Source organism: Acidovorax sp. FG60 (assembly GCF_057808995.1).
Genome location: NZ_JBMDJC010000023.1, coordinates 1 through 24,778 on the forward strand (window position 1 = coordinate 1; position 24,778 = coordinate 24,778).

Below are 24,778 nucleotides of genomic sequence, written 5' to 3' on the forward strand. Positions count from 1 at the left end.
TCTCGACCTCAACCTTGGCAAGGTTGCGCTCTACCAACTGAGCTATTCCCGCATTTTACCGAAGCCTCACATTGTACAACGTTTGCTGCGATGGAATGAATTGTAGCGCATTTTTTGGGGTTCTCAAAAAAATTTGCGTCAATGTTTCAGGCCATCAGTCGCGGACGGCGCTGCAACGGCCTTGTCCGTCGAGGGCGCAGCCACGACCGCCACTTCCTCATCCGTCAAGGGCACAGGCTTGGTTTCCAAGGCCACTTCCAGCACCTTGTCGATCCAGCGCACAGGCACGATCTCCAGCCCGCTCTTCACGTTGTCCGGAATCTCGGCCAGATCTTTGACGTTCTCTTCGGGGATCAGCACCGTCTTGATGCCGCCGCGCAGAGCCGCCAGCAGCTTTTCCTTGAGGCCACCAATGGCGGTAACTTCACCGCGCAACGTGATCTCACCGGTCATGGCAACATCGCCGCGCACGGGAATACCCGTGAGGGCCGAAACAAACGCCGTCGTCATCGCAGCGCCCGCACTCGGACCATCCTTAGGGGTTGCCCCGTCTGGCACATGGATGTGGATGTCGCGCTTCTCAAACGCTTCGTCCTTGATGCCCAGAATGCGCGAGCGGCTGCGCACCACCGTGCGGGCAGCCTCCACCGACTCCTTCATCACATCACCCAAAGAACCGGTGCGCGTGATCACACCCTTTCCGGGCATGGCGGCGGCTTCAATGGTCAGCAGATCGCCGCCCACCTCGGTCCAGGCCAGACCGACCACCTGGCCCACTTGGTTCTGCGCCTCGGCACGGCCGTAGGTGTATTTGCGCACGCCCAGGAAGTCAGGCAGGTTGTCGGCGGTGACAACGACCTGGGGTTCGAGCTTCTTGAGCTGCAGACCCTTGACCACCTTGCGGCAGATCTTGGACAACTCGCGCTCCAGCGAACGCACGCCGGCTTCCCGCGTGTAGTAGCGCACCATGTCTCGCACGGCAGGCTCGGTGATCAGCAGTTCTTCGTCCTTCACGCCATTGTTCTTGAGCTGCTTGGGCAGCAAGTACTTCATGGCGATGCTGGTCTTCTCGTCCTCGGTGTAACCCGACAGGCGGATCACTTCCATGCGGTCGAGCAGGGCCGGCGGAATGTTCATCGAGTTCGACGTGGCGACGAACATCACGTCGCTCAGGTCGAAGTCCACTTCGACGTAGTGATCGCCAAAGGTGTGGTTCTGCTCGGGGTCCAGCACCTCCAGCAGCGCACTCGACGGGTCGCCTCGGAAGTCCGTGCCCAGCTTGTCGATTTCGTCCAGCAGAAACAGCGGATTGCGCGTGCCCACCTTCGACAGGCTCTGCAGCACCTTGCCAGGCAGCGCGCCGATGTACGTGCGGCGGTGCCCACGGATTTCAGCTTCGTCGCGCATGCCACCCAAGGCCATGCGCACGTACTTGCGGCCCGTGGCCTTCGCAATGGATTGCCCCAACGAGGTCTTGCCCACGCCAGGTGGCCCCACCAGGCACAGGATGGGAGCCTTCACCTTGTCCACGCGCTGCTGCACCGCAAGATATTCAAGGATGCGGTCCTTTACCTTGTCCAGGCCAAAGTGGTCTTCGTTGAGCACGCCTTCGGCATTGACCAGGTCGTGCTTGATCTTGGTCTTCTTGCTCCAAGGCAGCGCCGTGAGCACGTCAATGTAGTTACGCACCACGGTGGCCTCGGCCGACATGGGCGACATCAGCTTGAGCTTCTTGAGTTCTGCATCAGCCTTCTTGCGTGCCTCGGCAGGCATCTTGGCGAGCTTGATCTTTTTCTCGATCTCCTCGATGTCCGCGCCTTCGTCGCCTTCGCCCAACTCCTTCTGAATGGCCTTGACCTGCTCGTTCAAGTAGAAGTCGCGCTGGTTCTTCTCCATCTGGCGCTTCACACGCCCACGGATCTTCTTGTCCACGTTGAGGATGTCCACCTCGCGGTCAAGCTGCTCGAACAGGTTTTCAAGGCGCGCCTTCACATCCGACAGGTCCAGCACCACCTGCTTGTTCTCGAGCTTGAGCGGCAGGTGCGCGGCGATGGTGTCGGCCAGACGGCCTGGATCGTCGATGCTGGAGATCGATGTGAGGATCTCCGGGGGAATTTTTTTGTTGAGTTTGACGTACTGGTCAAACTGCTGCATCACAGCACGGCGCAGTGCTTCAATCTCGCTGGGCTTGTTGGCCTCGGGTGTGGCTTCTACCGGCGTGACGGTGGCCGTGAAATGGGTCTCAGCGTCCTCGATGGACGTCACCAGAGCGCGCTGCTGGCCTTCGACCAGCACCTTCACGGTGCCGTCAGGCAACTTGAGCATCTGCAGGATGGTGGAGACGCAGCCGACATCGAACATGTCCGACACCGAAGGCTCGTCCTTGGCTGCAGCTTTCTGTGCTACCAGCATGATGCGACGGTCGGCCTCCATGGCCAACTCAAGGGCCTTGATGCTCTTGGGACGCCCCACAAAAAGCGGGATGACCATGTGGGGAAACACCACCACATCACGCAAAGGCAACAGCGGTAGATCGATAGGGGTGGCTGGCAGGGGGGTATGTCCGGACATGGAAATCCTCAAAGTGCTCTGTGGAAATGGGTCCACATGTGGGGATTTTCAACCCTTACGCGCAAGCCGCGCTGGCACAAGGGTTGATGGTTCAATGGGCGACACCAACGCGCCCGCTCCGGTCATCTCAGACGGTGTGAAGGATTCCGGCGTGTCCATGCGGGCATCGCAGACTCCTTCACGCCTTCTTGGCCGCTTCGCGATAAACGAGCAGCGGCGGCTTGTTTTCTTCGATGGTGGACTCGTCCACCACCACTTTTTCAACGTTGCTTGTATTGGGCAAGTCGAACATCGTGCCAATCAGCGATTGCTCCAGGATTGAGCGCAGGCCGCGGGCTCCGGTCTTGCGGGCCAAGGCCTTGCGAGCAATGGCCTTAAGCGCGGCAGGACGGATTTCGAGGTCCACACCTTCCATGGCCAGGAGCTTGCTGTATTGCTTGACCAGCGCGTTCTTGGGCTCCGTCAGGATCTGCACCAGCGCATCCTCGCTGAGTTCAGCCAGAGCCGTCACCACGGGCATGCGCCCCACGAGCTCAGGAATCAGGCCGAACTTGATCAGATCTTCGGGTTCGATCTCGGTGAACACCTCTGTTAGCGAACGCTGCTTCTTGCTCTTGACCGATGCGCCAAACCCGATGCCCGACGCTTCGGTGCGGTTCTCGATGACCTTCTCCAGTCCCGCAAACGCACCGCCACAGATAAACAGAATGTTGGTCGTGTCGATCTGCAGGAAGTCCTGATTCGGGTGCTTGCGTCCGCCCTGCGGCGGCACGCTGGCCATCGTGCCTTCGATGAGCTTGAGCAGCGCCTGCTGGACGCCCTCGCCCGAAACGTCACGCGTGATGCTGGGATTGTCCGACTTGCGCGAGATCTTGTCGATCTCGTCGATGTAGACGATGCCGCGCTGAGCGCGCTCCACCTCATAGTTGCAGCTTTGCAGCAGCTTCTGGACGATGTTCTCCACATCTTCGCCCACATAACCGGCTTCCGTCAGCGTGGTGGCGTCGGCCATCACAAAGGGAACGTCCAGCATGCGCGCCAGGGTCTGCGCCAGCAGCGTCTTGCCCGAACCCGTGGGCCCAATCAGCAAAATGTTGCTCTTGGACAGCTCCACATCGTCTTTGTGGGCCTTGTCCTTGTGGCGCAGGCGCTTGTAGTGGTTGTACACCGCCACCGCCAGCGTGCGCTTGGCCACGTCCTGACCAATCACATAGTTGTCGAGGTTGGTCTTGATCTCTACGGGGGTGGGCAGGTCACTGCGGCCTTCGCGCGCCAGGTCGCCAGCCGGGAGCTCATCGCGAATGATCTCGTTGCACAGGTCAATGCACTCGTCGCAGATAAAGACCGACGGACCGGCGATCAGCTTCTTCACTTCATGCTGGCTTTTGCCGCAGAAAGAGCAGTAAAGGGTTTTTTCGCTGGAAGAGCCTTTTTTCTCGGCCATGGGGGCAATGCCTTGCTTGTTACGGAAAGTTGTCGGGATGATAACCAAATAAAAAACGGCGTCTTCCCCAAAGGAAAACGCCGCTGTTTGACCCTCTGGCTATCAGGAGCGCTTGCTGATCACCTGATCGACCAAACCGTATTCCTTGGACTCATCAGCCGACAGGAAATAGTCACGCTCGGTGTCGCGCTGGATCTTTTCCAGCGGCTGGCCCGTGCGCTCGGCAAGGATCTTGTTGAGCTGCTCGCGGGTCTTGAGGATTTCGCGGGCGTGGATCTCAATCTCGGTTGCCTGGCCCTGCATGCCGCCCAGAGGCTGGTGGATCATGACCTTGGAGTTGGGCAGCGCAAAACGCTTGCCCTTGGCTCCTGCGGCCAGCAGGAAGGCGCCCATGCTGGCGGCCATGCCGGTGCACAGGGTCGAGACATCAGGCTTGATGAAGTTCATGGTGTCAAAGATCGCCATGCCGGCGCTTACCGAGCCACCTGGGGAGTTGATGTAGAACGAAATGTCTTTGTCGGGGTTTTCACTCTCCAGGAACAGCAGCTGAGCCACCACCAGGTTGGCGGTCTGGTCGTTGACCGGACCCACCAGAAAAATCACGCGCTCCTTGAGCAGGCGCGAGTAGATGTCGTAGGACCGTTCGCCACGGCCCGACTGCTCGATGACCATGGGAACCATGCCCAGGCCTTGTGTTTCCAATGCGCTCATGTTTTTCTCCAGACAAGCAGGTACTGTACCCAGAAATGAATTGGGGCTTGTGCACGAAAGCACAAGCCCCTGTATGTAACGGCAACAACCGGGCAATTCGATAACAAGCCGCCCAGTCGACAGCCTATCAGCCTTGCTGGGCCATCAGTTCGTCAAACGACACGGCCTTCTCGACCACCTTGGCCTTGGACAGCACAAACTCGGTCACGTTGTTTTCGATCACAACGGCTTCGACTTCCGCCAGGCGCTGGCGGTCGCCGAAGTACCAGCGCACCACGTCTTCGGGCTTCTCGTAGCTGGCAGCCAGCTCATCGATGTGGGCCTTGAGCTGTTCGGGCTTGGCCTGCAGCTCATTGGCACGCACCAGCTCGGCCAGCACCAGGCCCAGGCGCACGCGGCGCTCAGCCTGGGGGCGGAACACGTCTTCAGGGATCTCGGCCTTGTCGGCGTCCTTGATGCCGCGTTGCTTGAGTTCAGCGCGGGCACCTTCCAGCAGGCGGGCGATTTCAGCTTGCACGCTGGAGTTGGGCAGGTCCAGCTCAGCCTTGGCCACCAGGGCGTCCATCACGGCTTGCTTGTTGCGGGCCAGCAGACGGAACTTGACTTCACGCTCCAGGTTCTTCTTGATGTCGGCGCGCAGGCCTTCCACGGAGCCATCGGCAATACCGAGCGACTTGGCCAGGGCATCATTCACTTCGGGCAGGTGGGCAGCTTCGATCTTCTTGATGGTCACCAGGAAGTCAGCGGTCTTGCCAGCCACATCCTTGCCGTGGTACTCCGCAGGGAATGCCAGGGGGAAGGTCTTGCTTTCGCCAGACTTCATGCCACGCACGGCGTCTTCGAACTCCTTGAGCATCTGGCCTTCGCCCACCAGGAACTGGAAGTCTTCGGCCTTGCCGCCTTCAAACGGCTCGCCATCGATCTTGCCTTCGAAATCGACCGTCACGCGGTCGCCGTCTTGAGCAGCAGCATCCATGGCGCGCTGGGCGAAGCTGCGGCGCTGCTTGCGCAGGATGTCGATGGTCTTGTCGATGGCGGCGTCCGTCACTTCAGCCGACAGCTTTTCGACTTCGGCATCAGACAGATCGGCAATCTTGACTTCTGGGAACACTTCGAAAATGGCATCGAAAGTGACCTGGCCTTCAGGAGCGCCTTCCTTTTCGGTGATGCGGGGCTGGCCAGCAACACGCAGGTTGGCTTCGTTGGCTGCCACGGCAAAGGCTTCACCCACCTTGTCGTTCAGCACTTCGTACTGCACCGAGTAGCCGTAACGCTGGGCCACCACGTTCATGGGCACCTTGCCGGGACGGAAACCGTCCATCTTGACCGTGCGGGCCAGGCGCTTGAGGCGCGTGTCGACTTCGGACTGGATCAGGGTGACGGGCACGCTCAGCGTAATCTTGCGCTCGAGCTTCTCAAGGGTTTCAACAGTAACGGCCATGGCTATTCCTCTTATGAATGTGGATCGTGCTGGCTGCAGCGCAGCAGCGCCGTGTTCCGCAAAGTCTCACATGGGTGGTGCGCGGGGGGGGACTCGAACCCCCACACCATTGCTGGCGTCAGGACCTAAACCTGGTGCGTCTACCAATTTCGCCACCCGCGCGGTTCTACAACAAACAAACAGGCGGCAACCTCAGCTGCCGCCTGTGTGAAATCGGTCAACCTTCTATTTTACCCTGATGCGGGCAGGGTGGGAATCAAACCCCTCCAAGGACCTCCGGCGCAGGCCTTTTCACACGGAACCACGCGGCATACATCGCGGGCAGCGCCAGCAGCGTCAGCACGGTGGCCACCACCAGTCCGCCCATGATGGCCACGGCCATCGGGCCCCAGAACACGCTGCGTGACAGCGGGATCATGGCCAGCACCGCAGCCGCAGCCGTCAGCACGATAGGACGCAGGCGGCGCACTGCCGATTCAACAATCGCATCCCACGCAGGCACGCCCCGCGCTCGGTCCTGTTCGATCTGGTCGATCAGGATCACCGAGTTGCGCTGGATCATGCCCATGAGTGCAATCACCCCCAGCAACGCCACGAAGCCGAACGGACGGTTGAGCAGAATCAGCGCCGCAGCCACCCCTGCCAGGCCCAGCGGCCCGGTCAGGAACACCAGCATCGCGCGGCTGAAGCTGTGCAGTTGCAGCATGAGCAGCGTGAAGGTGATGAACAACATGACCGGAATGCCGGCTGCAATCGACGCCGAGCCCTTGGAGCTTTCCTCCACAGCACCCGCCACTTCGATGCGGTAGCCGGTCTGCCCGGCAGCACGCCACTTCGCCTCAATATCTTTGAGAGCAGGCAACAGCGCCGCCGTCACCGTGGCCCCCTGCAGCCCCTCAGTCACATCCCCCTGCACGGTGATGGCGTAGTCGCGGTTCTCGCGCCACATCACACCGGGCTCCCAGGTGAAGACCGGCTTTGCGATCTGCGTGAGCGGGATCGACTTGCCCGAGGCCGTGGGCAGGTAGGCGTTGGCGATGTCGGTGATGGCGTTGCGCTCGTCCAGCGGCTGGCGCAGCAGAATGTCGATGAGCTTGTCACCCTCGCGGTACTGGCCCACCTGCGTACCCGACAGGATAGTCTTGGACGCCTGGGCAATCGACTGGCTGGTGACACCCAGAGCGCGCGCCTTGGCCTGGTCCACTTCCAGACGCAGCACCTTCACAGACTCGTTCCAGTTGTCATTCACACCGCGCATGTCCGGGTTCTTGCGCAGCTGGGCTTTCACTTCATCGGCGCGCTCACGCAGCACCAGCGGATCAGGCCCCACCACGCGGAACTGCACTGGGTAAGGCACTGGTGGTCCATTGGGCAGCAGCTTGACGCGACCACGCACCTCCGGGAACTCCTCAGCCAGCAGCGCAGGCAACTTCACGCGCAGGGACTCACGCACCTTCAGATCCTGGGGCAGAACGATGAACTGCGACACGTTGCTCTGGGGAAACACCTGATCCAGCGGCAAATAGAAACGCGGCACGCCGGAACCGACCCAGGTGCTGACAGAACTGACGCCAGGCTCAGAGAGCAAGCGCTGCTCCACACGTTTGGTCACTTCTTCATTGCCTGCAAATGAGGTGCCCTCGGGGAACCAGATGTCCACCAGAATTTCAGGCCGGCTCGAATCGGGGAAGAACTGCTGCTGCACCTTGCCCATGCCCACAATGCCCAGCGCAAAGGTCAGTACCGTGGCGCCAATGGTGATCCAGCGGTGCAACACACACCAGTCCACCAGGCGGCGGAAGGTGCGGTAGAACGGGCTGTCAAACACTTCGTGTGGATCGTCGGTGATGCCCTTGTTGGCCTGGGCAGCCAGCACATGCGGCGGCACCTTGAGCAGCAGCGTGCCCAGGTACGGCACAAAGTACACCGACACGAACCAGCTGAGCACCAGCGCGATCACGGTGACCGCAAAAATGGCGAAGGTGTATTCGCCCGTAGTGGACTTGGCCAGGCCGATGGGCAAAAAGCCCGCCGCCGTGATCAGCGTGCCCGTCAGCATCGGCATGGCCGTGATCTCGTAGGCAAAGGTAGCGGCACGCACCTTGTCGTAGCCTTCTTCAAGCTTGAGAACCATCATTTCGACCGCAATGATCGCGTCATCCACCAGCAGGCCCAGTGCGATGATGAGCGAGCCCAGCGATATCTTGTGCAGGCCGATGCCCCAGTACCACATGGCCAAGAAGGTCACGGCAAGCACCAGCGGAATGGTGATGCCCACCACCAGCCCTGGGCGCGGATCGATGTACCAGCGCTTCCACAGCGGGTTCTTGCCGGGGCGCTTGTGCAGGCCCAGCGCGATGAAGCTCACCGCAAGCACGATGACCACGGCCTCGATCAGCACCTTGACGAATTCGTTCACCGAGGTGGCCACCGCCTTGGGCTGATCTTGCACGTTGACGAGCTTCACCCCCGCTGGCAGCGTGCCGCCAATGCGGTCGGTGGCGGCATGCAGCGCCTTGCCCAGCGCAATGATGTCGCCGCCCTTGGCCATGGAGACGCCCAGCGCAATCACTTCCTGCCCCTGGTGACGCACCTTCACGGTGGCCGGGTCCACATAGCCGCGCTTGACCTCGGCGATATCGCCCAGGCGCAGTTGTGCGCCCGATGGGCCACGGATCGGCATGGCGCGCAGGTCTTCAATCGCGTTGAACTGACCCTGCACCCGCACCTGCACCTGGTCTTGCGGGGTCTGAATAGCTCCGGCGCTCTCCACGGCGTTTTGCTGGCCCAGCTGGGCCAGCACCTGGTTCATGTCCAGGCCCAGTTGCGACAGGCGTTTTTGCGAGATTTCGATGAACAGTTTTTCGTCTTGCACGCCAAACAGCTCAACCTTGGCGACATCGGGCACACGCAGCAGCTGCTGGCGTGCGTCATCGGCAAACTGCTTGAGTTCGGCGTAGCTGAAGCCCTCGGACTCCAGCGCGTAGATCACGCCATACACATCGCCAAAGTCGTCGTTGAAGAACGGGCCCTGGATGCCCTGCGGCAAGGTGTAGCGCATGTCGCCCACCTTCTTGCGCACGCTGTACCAGACGTTGGCCACCTCGCTGGCCTTGGACGAATCCTTGATCTGAAAGATGATCTGCGACTCGCCGGGCTTCGAATAACTGCGGATCTTGTCCGCGTAGGGCACCTCTTGCAGCGTGCGCTCGATCTTGTCAGTGACCTGCTCGGCCACCTGCTGCGCCGTGGCGCCGGGCCAGTAGGTACGCACCACCATGGCACGGAAGGTGAAGGGCGGATCTTCGTCCTGCCCTAGCTGGAAGTAGGCGGCAAAGCCCAGCAGCATCAGCACCACCATCAGGTAGCGCGTGAGGGCGGGATGGTCGAGCGCCCACTTGGAGAGGTTGAACCCCTCTTTGGGTTGTACTTGCGTCATGGCCGGCCTCAGTTGGCTGTGGAAGCTGCGGGTGCCGCTGCTGTGGCAGCAGGCGCGGCAGGCATTGCTACTGGATTGGTAGCTGTCTGCGCTTTACTGGCGGGCGCTGAGGCCGTTTTTGGCTGATAAATCAGCACTTTCTGCCCAGGCGAGAGCACATGCACCCCCGTGGCCACCACCTGCATGCCGGGGGCTAGACCCGCAGCCACCACGGCCTCGTTGCCATCGGCCGTGGCAATCTGCACCACCTGCGACTTCACCGTGCTGCTGGCCGCGTCATACACCCACACCGCCGTGGACTGCCCCTCCTGGCGCAGCGCACTGGTGGGCAGCTTGATAGCCGGAATGCCCGCATGGCTGAGCGCCTTGGGCGTGACATACACGGTGGAGCCCAGGGCAGGCGCATCGGCACCGTCGATGGCCACCTTGACTTGGTAAGTGCGCGTGGCGGCGTCGGCACTGGCGGCCACTTCGCGCACGCGGCCCGTCAGGTTGGCGCCACCGGACCAGCCGCGCACCGCCACTTCTGAGCCTGGGGTGATCAGCCCCACCTTGTCCTCCGGCACCGCAAACACCACATCGCGGGGGCCATCCTGCGCAATGCGCACCACAGGCGTCCCGGCCGACACCACCTGGCCAGGCTCGGCGTCAATGCCAGTGACAACGCCCGCCACGTCGGCCACCAGCGTGGTGTAGGCCGCCTGGTTGCCTTGCGATGACAGCTGCGCGCGGGCCTGGTCCAGCGTGGCCTGGGCGGCTTTCAGCGTCGCGTCGCGGCGCTCCAGCTCGGCGCCGCTGATGAAGTTCTGGTCCTTCAGGGCTTGGTAGCGCTTGTAGTCGGCAGCGGCCAGATCACGCTGCGTGGTGGCCGATGCCAACTGTGCGCGCGCGGCGTCGGTGGCCAGTTGGTAATCCTTGGGGTCCAGCTGGGCCAGCACCTGTCCGGCCCGCACACGCTGGCCCAGTTCGGCCTGGCGCTGCACGATCTTGCCCGCCACGCGGAACCCCAAGCGCGACTCCACGCGGGCCCGCACCTCACCCGAATACTCCAGGCTGGATTGCAGCGCACCCACCCCCACCGTCAGCAACTTGACGGAGCGCACCGGCTCTTCGGGCGGCGCGGGGCGGGAACAGGCGGCCAGCAAAGCAGCGGCGGCCACCATCAGCAAGGTCCGGCAGTGCCGTTGAAAAGGCCGCGAAGCGGAGGATGTGCGCATGGGAAATCCGGTGAATAGAGAAGGGCTACAAGGAGTTGCAGGGGCTGCACGCAAAACGCAGGCACGAATGCCTGCGCTGAAAACGGAACTGCGGTAACAGTTACCGGCCAGCCTCCTTGTCCCTGATTGAATTGGTTTTTTGATTACTGACTGACCGGTTAGTAATCTATGAGAAGCCCTTGGCATTGTCAAGCGACAATCCAGGGTGTGAACGACCGATCCCCCCCTCCCCAGCTTGAAGTGGCGTCCGCTGCAACTTCCGCGCCACAGCCGCTCCAGACTGCTCCACACCATGCGTCTGCCGCCCTGGCCGCTCCTGTCACGCACTACGAGAACTTCCCGGTCGCATCGGTGCTGTGCCCACCGCACCTGCGCCAGCCCATAGCCGCCATCTACGGCTTTGCGCGCACCGCCGACGACATTGCGGATGAGGGCGACGCCCTGGCTGCAGACCGCCTGGCCGACCTGGCCGCCTACCATGCTGACCTGATGGCCGTCGCCCAGGGCCAGCCGCCCTCGCCCCGCTGGGCCAGCGTGTTCTTGCCGCTGCAAGCGGTGCTGCATAGCCACCAGCTGCCCGTACCACTGCTGGAAGACCTGCTCAGCGCCTTTGCCCAGGATGTTGAAAAAACCCGTGATGCCGAGGGCTATGCCGACCGCGCCGAGCTGCTGGACTACTGCCGCCGCTCCGCCAACCCCGTGGGCCGGCTGCTGCTGCACCTGTACGGCGTAACAGACGCCCAGGCGCTGCAAGAAAGCGATGCCATCTGCACCGCGCTGCAGCTCATCAACTTCTGGCAGGACCTCTCCGTGGACATCCCCCGAGGGCGCCACTACCTGCCCCGCGCCGACTGCGCCGTTCATGGCGCCTGCCAGGCCGAGCTGCTGGCACTCAGAAGTACCCCCGAGAACGTGCGCCTCATCTCCGACTGCGCCCGCTGGGCCCGCGCCAGCATGCAAATAGGCGCCCCCTTGGTGCACCGTCTGCCCGGCCGCGCCGGGTGGGAGCTGCGCCTGGTGGTGCAAGGCGGCCTGCGCATTCTGGACAAGGTGGACGCCCTCAAAGGCGGCAGCCTGCACACCCGTCCACGCCTGCATGCGTGGGATTGGTGCGTGATGCTGGGCCGCGCGCTGGTGATGTAAGAAAGATTCATGGGCCACAAGGCGCGCTGACATCGGCATGTTTCTTGGCCAAAATTACAAGCCAAATTGGCTCCTAGCGCTTATCTATCAATCGCTGGCAGCTATCAGTTCAGGAACGCTTTCCCTGCTGGGCGCTGCACGCTGATGAGGGGCAATCCCGCAAGGCAGGGATAGCGAGCATCCGGCTGCTGCAGCGCGCGGTTAGCCTCGCGGCCACCAACCGCCCCGTGCGGCCCCATCACGCAACCCAAGCCCGCGCCACAAGCGCTGCGGCCCCGGGCCCTTCCGGTACGCACCCACCATGTCCGTCAGCGTTTTCGACCTCTTCAAGATTGGCGTCGGCCCGTCCAGCTCCCACACCGTGGGCCCCATGATCGCGGCGCGGCAGTTTGCCTGCCATGTGCGTGACACGGTGGGCCTGGCCGCCGTGCACCACGTCACCATAGAACTGTTCGGTTCGCTATCAGCCACCGGCGTGGGCCACGGCACCGACAAGGCCGTGCTGCTGGGCCTGGCCGGGCACGAGCCCGACCACATCGACCCGGACCAGATCCAGCCTGCCATTGCCGACATCCGCATCCGGCAAACGCTGGAGCTGCTGGGCGAGCATGTGGTGCCGTTTGTCGAAAAAGAGCACCTGCTGTTTCGCCGCAAAAGCCTGCCGCTGCACCCCAACGGCATGGCGTTTCACGCGTTCGACGCGCAGGGCGACGAGATTGCGGCGCGTGAGTACTACTCGGTGGGTGGCGGTTTTGTGATCGACGCGGCGGGCGAGCGTGTACTCAACAGCGCCGCCACCGCTGGGCCCGATGCGGCCGGCCATGCCCAAGGCCTGCCCCACCCTTTCCGCACGGGGGCCGAGCTGCTGGCCCAGTGCCAGGCCACCGGCCTCACCCCCGCCCAGCTCATGGCGGCCAATGAGCAACACTGGCGCAGCGCCTCCGAGGTGCGCCGCCAGCTCATGGCCATCTGGAAGACCATGGCCGGTGCCGTGCAGCGCGGCTGCGCCAGCACCGGCACCCTGCCCGGCCCCATGCATGTGCGCCGCCGCGCGGCCGAGCTGCACCACAAGCTCAGCACGCAGCCCGAGGCCGCGCTGCGCGACCCGCTCTCGATGCTGGACTGGGTGAACCTCTACGCTATGGCCGTCAACGAAGAAAACGCCGCCGGCGGCCGCGTGGTGACGGCGCCCACCAATGGGGCTGCAGGCGTGATCCCCGCCGTACTGCATTACTACGTCAACTTCCTGCAAGGCCCCATCCCGGCCAACGACGACGGCATTGCCACCTTTTTGCTCACGGCAGGCGCCATCGGCATCATCTACAAGGAAAACGCATCGCTCTCGGGAGCCGAAGTGGGCTGCCAGGGCGAAGTGGGCGTGGCCTGCTCCATGGCCGCAGGCGCGCTGGCTGCGGTGATGGGCGGCACCCCCGAGCAGATCGAGAACGCCGCCGAAATCGGCATGGAGCACAACCTGGGCATGACCTGCGACCCCGTGGGCGGCCTGGTGCAGATCCCCTGCATCGAACGCAACGCCATGGGCGCCATCAAGGCCATCAATGCCGCCCGCATGGCGCTGCGTGGCGACGGCCAGCATGTGGTCTCGCTCGACAAGGTCATCAAGACCATGATGCAGACCGGCGCGGACATGAAGGTCAAATACAAGGAGACATCGCGTGGCGGGCTGGCGGTGAATGTTGTGGAATGCTGACAAACCTGTCGCTAATGTGACACAACAGCAGGTGCCGCAGCACAATGCGCGGCGTGCAGCCTCGCGCGCTTCCTGCGACGCCTGGCATGCATGGCCCCGTCACCTTTTCCGTTTCCTATGCACCTCTTCTCTGCGCTGCGAGCCCTGCTACTGATCCTTCCCCTGTCCTGGATGTCCCCTGGCGCCTGGGCGCAAGACACCCTGACCCACATTGCCAAGACCGGCGAATTGCGACTGGGGCACCGCGAGGCATCCCACCCCTTCTCCTACAAAGACCCAGCCACTGGACAGGTGCGTGGCTACAGCGTTGATATCTGCACCAAGATTTACGAGGAGCTCAAGAAGGAACTCAAGCGCCCCGACCTGCGCCTGACCTATGTACTGGTAGACGGCAAGAACCGCCTTGCGGACCTGAAAAACAACGTAGTGGACCTGGAATGCGGCACGACCACCAACACCCTGGAGCGCCAGAAGGAAGTCGCCTTCAGCCACCACATCTTCATTGCCACCACCGCCTTCCTCGTGCGCAAGGACTCGGGCATCAAGACGGTGGACGATCTGAACGGCAAACGCATTGCCGTCGAACGGAAAACCACCAATGACGGCCTGCTGGCCACGAACGAACGCACCTACCACCGCAAATTCATCTACGTGCCGGTAGACAGCACTGCACAGGGGCTGGATGCACTCACGCGCAGGGAGGCAGATGCGGTTTTTGCAGACGATGCAGGCCTGTGGAGCCCCATGACCCGGCTGGGCAAGGCCATGGGGGACTACCAGTTTCTGGAAAAGCGCCTTTCGGTAGAGCCCTACAGCATTGGCCTGCGCAGGCAAGACCCTCGTTTCAAGGAGCTGGTAGACCAAGTCACCCGCCGCCTGATCCAGACCGGGGAGATGGCGGCTCTCTACAAAAAATGGTTCCACTCGGACCAAGGCACGCTCCCCATGAGCGTCTTCATGCGCGAAGCGCTCAAGCGGCCCAGCGACGTGGGCGTGGAACAGATCGCCTTTTGATGCCCTTCGGCCTGCCGCAGAACTGCCGCAGAACAGGCAGGCCAAACTGGGGAACTGCGGCCTCCACCAGCTGCCAGGTTGCATTCGCGGGCCATGTCCGCCATGGGACAATCGCGCCCCATGACCCCACAGCAATACGTACAGCAAAAAGCCGTGGCCTCGGGCAGCAGCTTCTACTACGCCTTCCTGTTCCTGCCGGCCCCGCGCCGCGCCGCGATCACGGCGTTTTATGCCTTCTGCCGCGAAGTGGACGATGTGGTGGACGAAGTCTCCGACCCTGGCGTGGCGCGCACCACACTGGCCTGGTGGCAGGCCGAGGTGGCCAAGGCCTATGCGGGCCAGCCCACCCACCCCGTGATGCTGGCACTGATGCCGCTGGCCGCCGACTATGGCATTGAACAACGCCACCTGCAGGCCGTGATCGACGGCTGCCAGATGGACCTGGAGCAGACCCGCTACCTCGACTTTGCGGGCCTCAAGGGCTACTGCCACCTGGTGGCGGGCATCGTGGGCGAAGTCGCCGCACGCATCTTCGGCCAGACCGACCCGCGCACCACCGACTACGCCCACACGCTGGGCTTGGCCTTTCAGCTCACCAACATCATCCGTGATGTGGGCGAAGACGCCATGCTGGGCCGCATCTACCTGCCGGTGAGCGAGCTGCAGCAATTTGACGTGAAGGCGCACGAGATCCTGAAGCGCACTTATTCCGACCGCTTCACCGCGCTGATGCGCTTTCAGGCCGAGCGTGCGCACCGCCTGTACGACGAGGCCTTCGCCCTGCTGCCCGATGCCGACCGCCGCGCCCAGAAGCCCGGCCTGATGATGGCCAACATCTACCGCACCCTGCTGCGCGAGATCGAGCACGAGAACTTCCAGGTGCTGCACCAGCGCATCCGCCTCACGCCGCTTCGCAAGTTCTGGCTGGCGTGGAAGGTGCAGGCGCTCGGCCGGATGTCGTAGCCGTGGGCCCGCGTCCATGAAGGTCGCCGTCATCGGCGCAGGCTGGGCGGGCATGGCCGCCGCCATCGCCCATGCGCAGGCAGGCCGCCAGGTCACCGTGTTCGAGGCCGCGCGCACCGTGGGCGGCCGGGCGCGCGCCGTGCCGGGAGCGCTGCCCGATGGCACGCCCGCCACGCTCGACAACGGCCAGCACATCCTGATCGGCGCCTACGCCGAAAGCCTGCGCCTGATGCGGCTGGTGGGCGTGGACATCGATACCGCCCTGCTGCGCCTGCCACTCACGCTTCAATTCCCTGATGGCCAGGGCCTGCAACTGCCCGACCTGCCCCCACCCCTCGATGCGCTGCTGGGCATTGCCCGCGCCAAGGGCTGGGGCTGGCGCGACAAGTTGGCACTGCTGCGCACAGCCACGGCCTGGCAGCTGCGCGGCTTTCGCTGCGCGCCCGCCACTTCGGTGGCCGCGCTGTGCGCGCCGCTCACGCCCCGGCTCATGAGCGAGTTCATCGACCCGCTGTGTGTGTCGGCCCTCAACACCCCTGCCAACCAGGCCAGCGGCCAGGTGTTTCTGCGCGTGCTGCAGGACAGCGTGTTCAGCGGGCGCGGCGGCTCCAACCTATTGCTGCCACGTGTGGACTTAGGCGCCCTCTTTCCCGAAGCCGCTGCCCGCTGGCTGCAGCAGCAAGGCGGCCAGGTCCTCACCGGCCAGCGCATTCAGCGCCTGCAGCCGTTGCCCGGGGGACGTTGGCAGCCGGTAGTGGCCGCCAACGGCACCGAAGAGCCCGGAGCGTTCGACCACGTCACCCTGGCCTGCCCGTCCTGGGAAGCCAGCCGCCTGGTCGAAGGCCTGGCAGGCACGGCGGGCCTGGCCGGTGCAGCCCGCTGGAGCGCCACCACCAGCGCCCTGCGGTTTGAGGCCATCACCACCGTCTATGCCCACGCCCTGGGCGCCCACCTGCCCCTGCCCATGCTGGCGCTGCGCAACACCGCTGCCCACCCGGCGCAGTTTGTGTTCGACCGGGGCCAGCTCGACGGCCAGCACGGGCTGCTGGCCTTTGTGGTGAGCGCCAGTGATGGGGACCGCGCCTTGATCGAGCAGCAGGTGCTGCAGCAGGCCGCCGCCCAGCTGGGCCTGCCTGGCCTGCAGCCCGTGCAGACCGTGGTGGAAAAACGCGCCACCTTTGCCTGCACCCCTGGCCTGCAGCGGCCCGGCATGCAGGTGCTGCCGGGGCTGGCGGCCTGCGGCGACTATGTGGACTGCCCCTACCCCGCCACGCTGGAAGGGGCCGTGCTAAGCGGCACGGCAGTAGCGGCACTGGCGTAATCCTCGCTCTGTCGATGCGAGGTGCCTCGGGTAAACCCCAGGCCGACTGACAGCATTCCGAAAGCACGCTGCGCACACCATACGCCGGGCAACGCCGCAATGGCTTTCACGGAGACACCCATGCTGTTCGACAACGACATTTCCCCCGCCTTCCACCCCACCCGCCGCCACCTGCTGGGCGCAGGCAGCGCCCTGGCCCTGGGCGGCCTGCTGCCCACTGCCGCGTCGGCCCAGGCCGCGTGGCCCGCCAAGTCCATCCGCTTCGTCGTGCCCTTTGCACCGGGCGGCAGCTCCGAAATCGTGGCGCGCTCCACGGCGGCCGAGCTGAGCAAGACCCTGGGCCAGAGCGTGTTTGTGGACAACAAACCCGGCGCCGCAGGCAACATCGCCATGCAGGAAGTCGCCCGCGCCGAAGACCAGCACACCCTCATCCTGGGCCACATCGGCACGCTGGCCGTCAACCCCTACATCTTCGACAAACTGCCCTACGACGCCAACAAGGACTTCAAGCCCGTGAGCCTGCTGGCCAAGGTGCCCAGCCTGTACGTGGTGCACCCCGACGTGCCTGCCAAGAACCTCAAGGAGTTCATCGCCTACGCCAAGAAGAACCCGGGCAAGCTCAGCTACGGCTCGGCAGGCAACGGAAGCGCGGGCCACCTCGCGTTTGAATACCTCAAGATGACCGCCGAGATCTTCATGCTGCACGTGCCCTACCGGGGCACCGGCCCCATGATGACCGACCTGCTATCGGGCCGGCTTGACGCCGCTTCGGTGGGCGCTGCGGCCCTGCTTCCGTTCATCAAGTCCGGCAAGGTGCGCTGCATCGCCACCGGCTCCACGCAGCGCCTGCCGCAGCTGCCCGACGTGGCCACCGTGGCCGAACAGGGCTTCCCCGGCTTCGAGATGACGCAGTGGTACGGCATGCTGGCCCCCGCGAGCCTGCCCAAGGAACACCTGGACAAGCTGGCAGCCGAAACCATGAAGGCCGTCAAGGCACCCGAAGCCCTCAAGCGCCTGAACGGCGACGCCGCCGAAGCCATCGGCGGCACGCCCGCGCAGTTTGCGCAGTTCATTGCGGCGGAGCAGGCGCGCTGGCAGAAAGTCATCAAGCGCGCGCAGATCAAGCCGGACTAGGAAGCCCCCCTGAGCCGCTTCGTGTCTTCCCGCGAGGGGGACGCCACCGGTGGCCGGGCAAAGCCCGCTCCACGGTGGCACTGGCTTTGGGGGCGCGCCAGTTTCAACAGCCTGCTGGCGGGCCGGGCCACGGCACAGCGGCATTAGCATCCACCCATGCGCATCCTCCTGGCCGAAGACGACCACAACCTGGGCACCTGGCTCAGCCGCGCGCTGGAGCATGCGGGCATCCAGGTGGAATGGGTGAACGACGGGCGCCTGGCCGACCGTGCGCTGCAGCAGCACGACAACTACGATGCGCTGGTGCTGGACCTGGGCCTGCCCGGGCTGGACGGCCAGGCCGTGCTGCAGCGCCTGCGCGACCGCGACCAGCGCCTGCCCGCGCTGATCCTCACGGCCCGCGATTCGCTGGACGAGCGCGTGCGCTCGCTCAACGCGGGGGCTGACGACTTTCTGGCCAAGCCTTTCGAGCTGGCCGAGCTGGAGGCCCGCCTGCATGCCCTGGTGCGCCGCGCACGCGGCAACGAGCACCCGCGTCTGGCCTGTGGCGCGCTGGTGTACGACAACCCGCGCAAGCAGTTCACGCTGCATGGCGAGCCCCTGGCCCTGTCGCCGCGCGAGCATGCCGTGCTGCGCGTGCTGGTGCAGCGCAGCGGCGAGCCGTTTTCCAAGCAGCAGATCCTGGACCGCGTGTTCTCTGACGACGAAGACGTGCACCCCGAAGCCGTGGAAGTGTTTGTGCACCGCCTGCGCAAGCGGCTCGATGGCAGCGGTGTGCGCATCACCACCCTGCGCGGCCTGGGCTATGCGCTCGAAGCAAATGATGTGGCTCCCCCCTGAGACGCTGCGCGTCTTCCCCCCTGAGGGGGGACGCCACCCGTGGCCTGGCAAAGCCAGTTCCACGGTGGCACTGGCGTGGGCCACGCGCATGTTCAGGACCGCTCCCTGTTCTTTGCGGCGGAGTCCGCTGCCATGTCTTTGATACAACGCCTGCGCCGCGCCAGCCTGTGGCGGCTGCTGGCCCTGCTGCTGCTGCCGCTGCTGGCCGTGGTGACGGGCGTGGAGCTGTGGATGACGCGGCACGACGCGCTGGAGGCCGCCAACGCGGCCTACGACCGCTCGCTGCTCGGGGCGCTCAAATCCATTGACGCCAATATCTCCACCGCCTCGGGCGGCCTGTCGGCCGAGCTGCCTTACAGCATGCTCGAATTTTTTGAACTCACGGCCAGCGGCAATGTGTACTTCCGCGTGGCCTCGTCCGACGGGCTGGTGGAGCTGGGCAACGCCGACCTGCCCCTGCCACCCGATCCGCTCACGCCCGGCGTGCCACGTTTCTATGACGCCACCTACTTCGGCGAATCCGTGCGGCTGGCCGCCTACCGCCGCGCGGTGGAAGGCGCCGCGCCCGGGGCCGATGCCGGCAGCGTGCTGGTGCAGGTGGCCGAAAGCACGCGCTCGCGGCTGGAGTTCACGCGCCGCTTTGTGCGCCGGGCAGCGCTGCGCGACACGCTGGTGCTGGCGCTCATGGTGCTGGGCACGGCCGCCACGCTGGCCGTGGCGCTGCGGCCGCTGGCGCGCCTGGCGCGCGAGGTGCAGGCGCGCAGCCCCGACGACATGACCCCCATGGCCGACACCGACCTGCCCGCCGACATCCGCCCCCTGGTGGCTGCAGCCAACCAGCAGATGGCCCGCACGCAAGACCTGGTGGCCCAGCAGCGGCAGTTTCTGGACGACGCCTCGCACCAGCTGCGCACCCACCTCACCACACTGCAGATGCAGATCGACTACGTCCGGCGCGAGGCCGACGCCACCCAGGTGCAGCACACCCTGGAAGCCATCGGCGGCGAAGTCGCGCGCGCCACGCGCAGCACCCAGCAGCTGCTGGCCCTGGGCCGCAGCGACACAGCGGCAGTGGAGCTGGCCCCATTCGACCTGGCCGCGCTGCTGCGCGCCGTGGCGCTGGAGCTGCTGCCCCGCGCCCGCGCTCGGCAGATCGACTTCGGCATCCACACGCCCACGCCCGAGTTCATGGCCGTGGGCGACAGCGGCCTGCTGCGCGAGGCGCTCACCAACCTGGCCGCCAACGCGATTGCCTACACGCCTGAACACGGCACGGTCACCGTGTCTGCTGCGGGCGACGGCCTGGGCTGGAGCCTCAGCGTGGAAGACAACGGCCCCGGCCTGCCCGCCAGCGAACGCGATGCACTGGGCCAGCGCTACCGGCGTGGCTCGCAGGCGGCGGCGGGCGGCTCGGGCCTGGGGCTGGCAATCGCGCGCTCCATTGCCGAGCGGCACCGGGGCGGCCTGCGACTCGAAGAACGCGCGGGTGGGCCCGGCCTGCTGGCCATCCTGTGGTGGCCCCGGGGCTGAAAACCCCCATCCCGCAGCACCCCAGATTCCGCCAGAATTCGCCCCGCATGCCGTCCGCACCACACCCTCTCCCCACCCTGCCCCGCCGCCACGCCCTGCAGTGGCTGGCAGCACTGGCGGGCACCGCAGGCGCTGCGCACACGCCAGCTGCGTGGGCGGCCGACGCATCGCTGGAGCCCGCCGAATGCATCGCCCCCTCCCGCCCCGGCGGCGGGTTCGACCTGACCTGCGGCCTGGCCACGCAGGCCGTGCAAGCCGTGCGCCCCGCACGCCCACCGCTGCACACACGCTATCTACCCGGGGGCATCGGTGCCATGGCGTTTGACCAGATCGCCACCGGGCGGCTGGGCGGGCCGGACACGCTGGTGGCGTTCTCCAGCGGCTCGCTGCTCAACATCGCACAGGGCCGCTTTGGCCCGCACCCGGTGAGCGCCGTGCGCTGGATCGCCACCCTGGGCACCGACTACGGCGTGGTGGCCGTGCACCGCGATTCGCCCCACCAGCGCCTGCAAGACGTGGTGACCGCGCTGCACAAGGACCCGGCCCGCGTGGTGTTTGGCGCCGGTGGCACCCTGGGCAGCCAGGACTGGATGAAGGCCGCGCTGCTGACCCGTGCCGCCGGGCAGGACCCCAAGCGCATGCGCTTTGTGTCATTCGAAGGCGGCGGCGAGGCGCTCAAGGCCCTGCGCGGCGGCCATATCGGCGTCTTCACCGGCGATGCCGCCGAGGCCCGGCAGGCCCTGGAAAAAGGCGCGCCCCTGCGCTTTCTGGCCGTGCTGGCCCAGGCCCGCCTGCCCGGCGCCCTGGCCGACCTGCCCACGGCGCGCGAGCAGGGCGTGGACCTGGTCTGGCCCACGGTGCGCGGCCTGTACATGGCCGCCAGCGCCCCCGATGCCGCCGTGCGCGCCTGGGTGACGGCTTTTGCCGATGCGCTGGCCGCCCCCGGCTATGCCGCGCTGTGCAGCCAGTACGGCCTGTACCCGTTTGCACGCACCGGCGCGGCGCTGGAGGAGTTTGTGCAACGCAGTCTGGCCGACTACCGGCAACTGGCGCAAGAGCTGGGCCTGCGGTCTTGGCCGCGCTGATGCGGCTGCTGCAGAACCCGTGCAGTGGTCTCAGAGGATCTCTGGCCCGCTCACTTCTCCAGCCACCACTGGATCACCACCTTGGCCAGGAACCCCAGAAACCCCACGCCCAGGCCCAAAAACAGCACAAAAGTGCCAAAGCGCCCGGCCTTGGACTCCCATGCCAGCTGCCCGATGATGAACAGCATGTAGGCGATGAACGCCCCCACGCCATAGGTGAGGAAGAAGCCCGAGATCTGCGCCTCGGTGAAGCCAAAAATCACGATGCCCCTCCAGGCGTGCGCGCTGGCGCAGCGGGTGCAGCCAGGTCGCGCTCGGGCAGGCTGGAGGCGTCCACCAGGTCGCGGTAGGCGTGCCAGCTGGCGTGGCCCAGCATGGGCATCACGGCGATCAGGCCCAGCAGCAGCGAGCCCAGGCCCAGCAAGGTAAAGCCCAGGATGATTGCCGCCCAGAACGCCATGGGCAGCGGGTTGACCACCACGGCCTGCCAGCTGGTCAGCACCGCCTGCAGCAGCGTGGCGCGGCGGTCCAGCAGCAGCGGCATGGCCACCACGCTCGACGCAAAAATCGGCGCTGCCATCAGGCTGCCCAGCGCCAGCCAGATTTCAAACAGCCAGCCGTCGCGGGCCATGACCACGTGGCGCAGAAAGTCGAGCGGCGTTTCGATGGGTACCGGTGCCAGCAGCGTGATGAGCGCCGCCGAGGTCATCACCCAGCCCGAGGCCGCCAGCGCCAGCAGGGCACCAAACTGCACCATGCACCAGTAGTCGTTTCCCCATTTGTTCACATGGCTGTTCTGCCAGTTGAACCAGGTCTTGAGCACCACGCCCAGGTTGGCGGGCTCGCCGCGCTCCAGCGCGCGGCTCAGCGCATACAGGCTGGTGGCCAGCACCGGCGCCACCACCAAAAAGCCCGACAGCGCCCCCGCCAGCAGCCAGAAGCGGTGGTGCGCCACTGCAAAGATGGCGGCCCCGAACAGCGTGAGCGCCAGGCCATGCGCAAAGCTGATCCAGCCCGCGCGCGCCATGTCGCGCCAGGCCAGCACCAGCCAGGCCATGGGTTGCATGAGGCCGATGGTGCGGATGGCGGGCAATGGCGGGGGATTACGGGGCATGGTGGGAGGGGTCGCTCAGCGACGGGTGAGTGTGACTTCATCGGGCAGCGGCTTCAACCACCGCACGCCCAAACCTTGACCTGAGGCAAGAAACCGAACCGAGGGAAGCCCGTCAGGCCAACAGCCTGCACAGCGCAGTGAGGCTGTCCACCGTGGCATGCGGCGGTGTGTCGTCGTGCGGCCAGGGGTGGTTGGCGCTGTTGATCCACACGGCCTGCATGCCCGCGTTCAGCGCGCCCTGCGCATCCAGCGTGGCGTCGTCGCCCACATGCAGCACCTCGTGGGGCAGCACATCGACGGCCGTGGCGGCAGCGTGAAAAATGCGCGCATCGGGCTTTGCCACGCCAAACTCCGATGCGCTGATGCTGTGGCGAAAGTAGTGGCCGATGCCGATGCGGTGCACGTCGGCATTGCCATTGGATACCGCCACCACCGGGTAGCGCGCCGACAAGAAGGCCAGCGTGTCGTGCGCGTCGTCAAACAGCTCCACCCGCATGCGCTCGGCAAAGAACAGGTCAAACGCCGGTTCGGCCAGCGCGGGCTCGTCGCCCGCCTGGGTCAGCGCCAGGCGGATGGACTCGCGCCGCAGCGCGCTCAGGTCGTGCAGCAGGTCAGGCCGCAGCGCCACCATCTGGTTGCGGATGGCGCGCAGCGATTCGGTGCTGGAGAACAAGGTTGCCGTGGCGGGCGCGTGGTGCGTGAGCCAGTCCAGCAGCACGCGTTCAGCCCGCGTGATGGTGGGCCAGATGGGCCAGAGCGTGTCATCCAGGTCGATGGTGATGGCGCGGATGCGGGAGGTGTCCAGCTGCAGCGCGGTGGGCTGGGCAGCGGGCAGTTCAGCGGGGGAATCGGGCATGGTCTGCAGAGAATACTCCACGGTCACCGAAGGGCCGGTCCGTTTGCCACAATCGGGGCATGCGCTCACCCTTCCACACCGAACCCCCTTACACCCACGGCCAGGCCGAACGCACTGGAGTGCTGCTGTGCAACCTCGGCACGCCCGACGAACCCACGGCCCCCGCCGTGCGCCGCTATCTGGCGCAGTTCCTGGGTGACCACCGCGTGGTGGAGATCCCCAAACTCGTGTGGCTACCCATCCTGCACGGCGTCATCCTGCGCACGCGCCCGGCCAAGTCGGCTGCCAAGTACGCGAGCATCTGGACGCCCGAGGGCTCGCCCCTGGCGCACTGGACGGCAAAGCAGGCCACGCTGCTGCGCGGCTGGCTGGGCGAGGCGGGCCACGCGGTGCTGGTGCGCCATGCCATGCGCTATGGCAACCCGTCCATCGCCAGCCAGCTCGATGCGCTCAAGGCCGAGGGCGCCACGCGCATCCTCATCCTGCCGCTGTATCCGCAGTACTCGGCCACCACCACGGCCAGCGTGTTCGACGCCGTGTACACCTGGGCTGCCGCCACCCGCAACGTGCCCGAGCTGCGGTTTGTGAACCGGTACCACGACGCCCCCGGCTACATCGACGCGCTGGCCCGCACCATCGAATCGCACTGGAAGACCCACGGCCAACCCGACCAGCTGGTGATGAGCTTTCACGGCGTGCCCGAACGTACGCTGCACCTTGGCGACCCCTACCACTGCGAATCGCGCAAGACGGGCCGTCTGCTGGCCGAGCGCCTGGGCCTGCGCGAAGACCGCTACCGCATCACCTTCCAGTCGCGCTTTGGCAAGGCCAAGTGGCTGGAACCCTACACCCAGCCCACCATCGAGGCGCTGGGCAAGGCGGGCACCCGCCGGGTGGATGTGGTGTGCCCCGGCTTCACCAGCGACTGCCTGGAGACGCTGGAAGAAATCAACATGGAGGTGCGCGAGGCGTTCCTGCACGCGGGCGGGCAGGAGTTTCACTACATCCCCTGCCTGAACGACAACAGCCACTGGATCACGGCGCTGAGCCGCGTGGCGCAACAGCACCTGGCGGGCTGGCCCACCGAGGTGCCCACCGCTGCGGCGCTGGCCGATGCACGCGGCCATGCGCTGGCCGGTGGCGCACCCAAGGGCGTGTGCCCCGTGGCGCACTGACCGCCGATTACTACTATTTTTATAGCTGCTTGCGCTTATCCATCAAGCGCTAGCAGCCAATTTGACCCA

At 65.2% G+C, this 24,778-nt stretch carries 19 protein-coding genes and 1 tRNA gene; 10 read left to right on the forward strand and 10 right to left on the reverse strand.

Features of this window, described 5'->3' with window-relative positions:
* Positions 1–138: 138 nt before the first annotated feature.
* The 7 genes from lon to ACODS0_RS23800 all read right to left on the reverse strand — a co-directional run bounded on the left by lon (position 139) and on the right by ACODS0_RS23800 (position 10,823).
* Positions 139–2,571 carry an endopeptidase La gene (gene lon / locus ACODS0_RS23770; protein ID WP_488837555.1) on the reverse strand — a complete coding sequence of 811 codons (2,433 nt, stop codon included), beginning with the start codon at positions 2,569–2,571 and terminating at the stop codon, positions 139–141.
* A 178-nt stretch (positions 2,572–2,749) separates the two neighbouring features.
* Positions 2,750–4,015, reverse strand: a complete 1,266-nt coding sequence (gene clpX / locus ACODS0_RS23775; protein WP_010460566.1) for an ATP-dependent Clp protease ATP-binding subunit ClpX — start codon at positions 4,013–4,015, stop codon at positions 2,750–2,752.
* Positions 4,016–4,117: 102 nt separating this feature from the next.
* On the reverse strand, positions 4,118–4,726 hold the full coding sequence (gene clpP / locus ACODS0_RS23780; RefSeq protein ID WP_055399521.1) for an ATP-dependent Clp endopeptidase proteolytic subunit ClpP: 609 nt from the start codon (positions 4,724–4,726) through the stop codon (positions 4,118–4,120).
* A gap of 127 nt (positions 4,727–4,853) precedes the next feature.
* Positions 4,854–6,167, reverse strand: coding sequence for a trigger factor (gene tig, locus ACODS0_RS23785; RefSeq protein ID WP_055399519.1), 1,314 nt, complete (start codon positions 6,165–6,167; stop codon positions 4,854–4,856).
* A gap of 75 nt (positions 6,168–6,242) precedes the next feature.
* Positions 6,243–6,329 (reverse strand) — tRNA-Leu (locus tag ACODS0_RS23790).
* A gap of 94 nt (positions 6,330–6,423) precedes the next feature.
* Positions 6,424–9,606, reverse strand: coding sequence for an efflux RND transporter permease subunit (locus ACODS0_RS23795; protein ID WP_121419598.1), 3,183 nt, complete (start codon positions 9,604–9,606; stop codon positions 6,424–6,426).
* An 8-nt stretch (positions 9,607–9,614) separates the two neighbouring features.
* Positions 9,615–10,823: an efflux RND transporter periplasmic adaptor subunit gene (locus ACODS0_RS23800; RefSeq protein WP_370449711.1), complete on the reverse strand. Its 1,209-nt coding sequence runs from the start codon at positions 10,821–10,823 to the stop codon at positions 9,615–9,617.
* Positions 10,824–11,030: 207 nt separating this feature from the next.
* Between ACODS0_RS23800 and hpnC the strand changes: the two genes are divergently transcribed.
* The 9 genes from hpnC (at position 11,031) to ACODS0_RS23845 (ending at position 21,564) form a co-directional block, all read left to right on the forward strand.
* Positions 11,031–11,966 carry a squalene synthase HpnC gene (gene hpnC, locus ACODS0_RS23805; RefSeq protein ID WP_488837559.1) on the forward strand — a complete coding sequence of 312 codons (936 nt, stop codon included), beginning with the start codon at positions 11,031–11,033 and terminating at the stop codon, positions 11,964–11,966.
* Between the two features lie 301 nt (positions 11,967–12,267).
* On the forward strand, positions 12,268–13,677 hold the full coding sequence (locus tag ACODS0_RS23810; RefSeq protein WP_488837561.1) for an L-serine ammonia-lyase: 1,410 nt from the start codon (positions 12,268–12,270) through the stop codon (positions 13,675–13,677).
* A gap of 117 nt (positions 13,678–13,794) precedes the next feature.
* Positions 13,795–14,691 carry an amino acid ABC transporter substrate-binding protein gene (locus ACODS0_RS23815; RefSeq protein ID WP_216845919.1) on the forward strand — a complete coding sequence of 299 codons (897 nt, stop codon included), beginning with the start codon at positions 13,795–13,797 and terminating at the stop codon, positions 14,689–14,691.
* Positions 14,692–14,811: 120 nt separating this feature from the next.
* Positions 14,812–15,654 carry a presqualene diphosphate synthase HpnD gene (gene hpnD, locus ACODS0_RS23820; RefSeq protein WP_488837564.1) on the forward strand — a complete coding sequence of 281 codons (843 nt, stop codon included), beginning with the start codon at positions 14,812–14,814 and terminating at the stop codon, positions 15,652–15,654.
* A 16-nt stretch (positions 15,655–15,670) separates the two neighbouring features.
* On the forward strand, positions 15,671–16,975 hold the full coding sequence (hpnE, locus tag ACODS0_RS23825; protein WP_488837566.1) for a hydroxysqualene dehydroxylase HpnE: 1,305 nt from the start codon (positions 15,671–15,673) through the stop codon (positions 16,973–16,975).
* Between the two features lie 120 nt (positions 16,976–17,095).
* Positions 17,096–18,109 carry a Bug family tripartite tricarboxylate transporter substrate binding protein gene (locus tag ACODS0_RS23830; RefSeq protein WP_488837568.1) on the forward strand — a complete coding sequence of 338 codons (1,014 nt, stop codon included), beginning with the start codon at positions 17,096–17,098 and terminating at the stop codon, positions 18,107–18,109.
* 156 nt (positions 18,110–18,265) lie between these two features.
* Positions 18,266–18,949, forward strand: coding sequence for a response regulator (locus ACODS0_RS23835; RefSeq protein WP_063463203.1), 684 nt, complete (start codon positions 18,266–18,268; stop codon positions 18,947–18,949).
* Positions 18,950–19,081: 132 nt separating this feature from the next.
* A complete protein-coding gene (locus ACODS0_RS23840) occupies positions 19,082–20,479 on the forward strand; it encodes a sensor histidine kinase (RefSeq protein ID WP_488837570.1) in 1,398 nt (465 codons plus the stop codon).
* Positions 20,480–20,526: 47 nt separating this feature from the next.
* On the forward strand, positions 20,527–21,564 hold the full coding sequence (locus ACODS0_RS23845; protein ID WP_488837572.1) for a tripartite tricarboxylate transporter substrate binding protein: 1,038 nt from the start codon (positions 20,527–20,529) through the stop codon (positions 21,562–21,564).
* Between the two features lie 50 nt (positions 21,565–21,614).
* On the opposite strand, the gene ACODS0_RS23850 is transcribed toward ACODS0_RS23845, so the two are convergent.
* The 3 genes from ACODS0_RS23850 to ACODS0_RS23860 form a co-directional block, all read right to left on the reverse strand.
* Positions 21,615–21,827 carry a DUF2788 domain-containing protein gene (locus tag ACODS0_RS23850; RefSeq protein WP_015014900.1) on the reverse strand — a complete coding sequence of 71 codons (213 nt, stop codon included), beginning with the start codon at positions 21,825–21,827 and terminating at the stop codon, positions 21,615–21,617.
* Positions 21,824–22,678 carry a DUF2189 domain-containing protein gene (locus tag ACODS0_RS23855; RefSeq protein WP_488837574.1) on the reverse strand — a complete coding sequence of 285 codons (855 nt, stop codon included), beginning with the start codon at positions 22,676–22,678 and terminating at the stop codon, positions 21,824–21,826. Before ACODS0_RS23855 ends, ACODS0_RS23850 begins: the two co-directional genes overlap by 4 nt.
* A 112-nt stretch (positions 22,679–22,790) precedes the next feature.
* Complete coding sequence (locus ACODS0_RS23860) at positions 22,791–23,534, reverse strand: HAD-IA family hydrolase (RefSeq protein WP_488837576.1); 744 nt, start codon at positions 23,532–23,534, stop codon at positions 22,791–22,793.
* 59 nt (positions 23,535–23,593) lie between these two features.
* Between ACODS0_RS23860 and hemH the strand changes: the two genes are divergently transcribed.
* Positions 23,594–24,709 carry a ferrochelatase gene (gene hemH / locus ACODS0_RS23865; protein WP_488837578.1) on the forward strand — a complete coding sequence of 372 codons (1,116 nt, stop codon included), beginning with the start codon at positions 23,594–23,596 and terminating at the stop codon, positions 24,707–24,709.
* Positions 24,710–24,778: the final 69 nt, after the last annotated feature.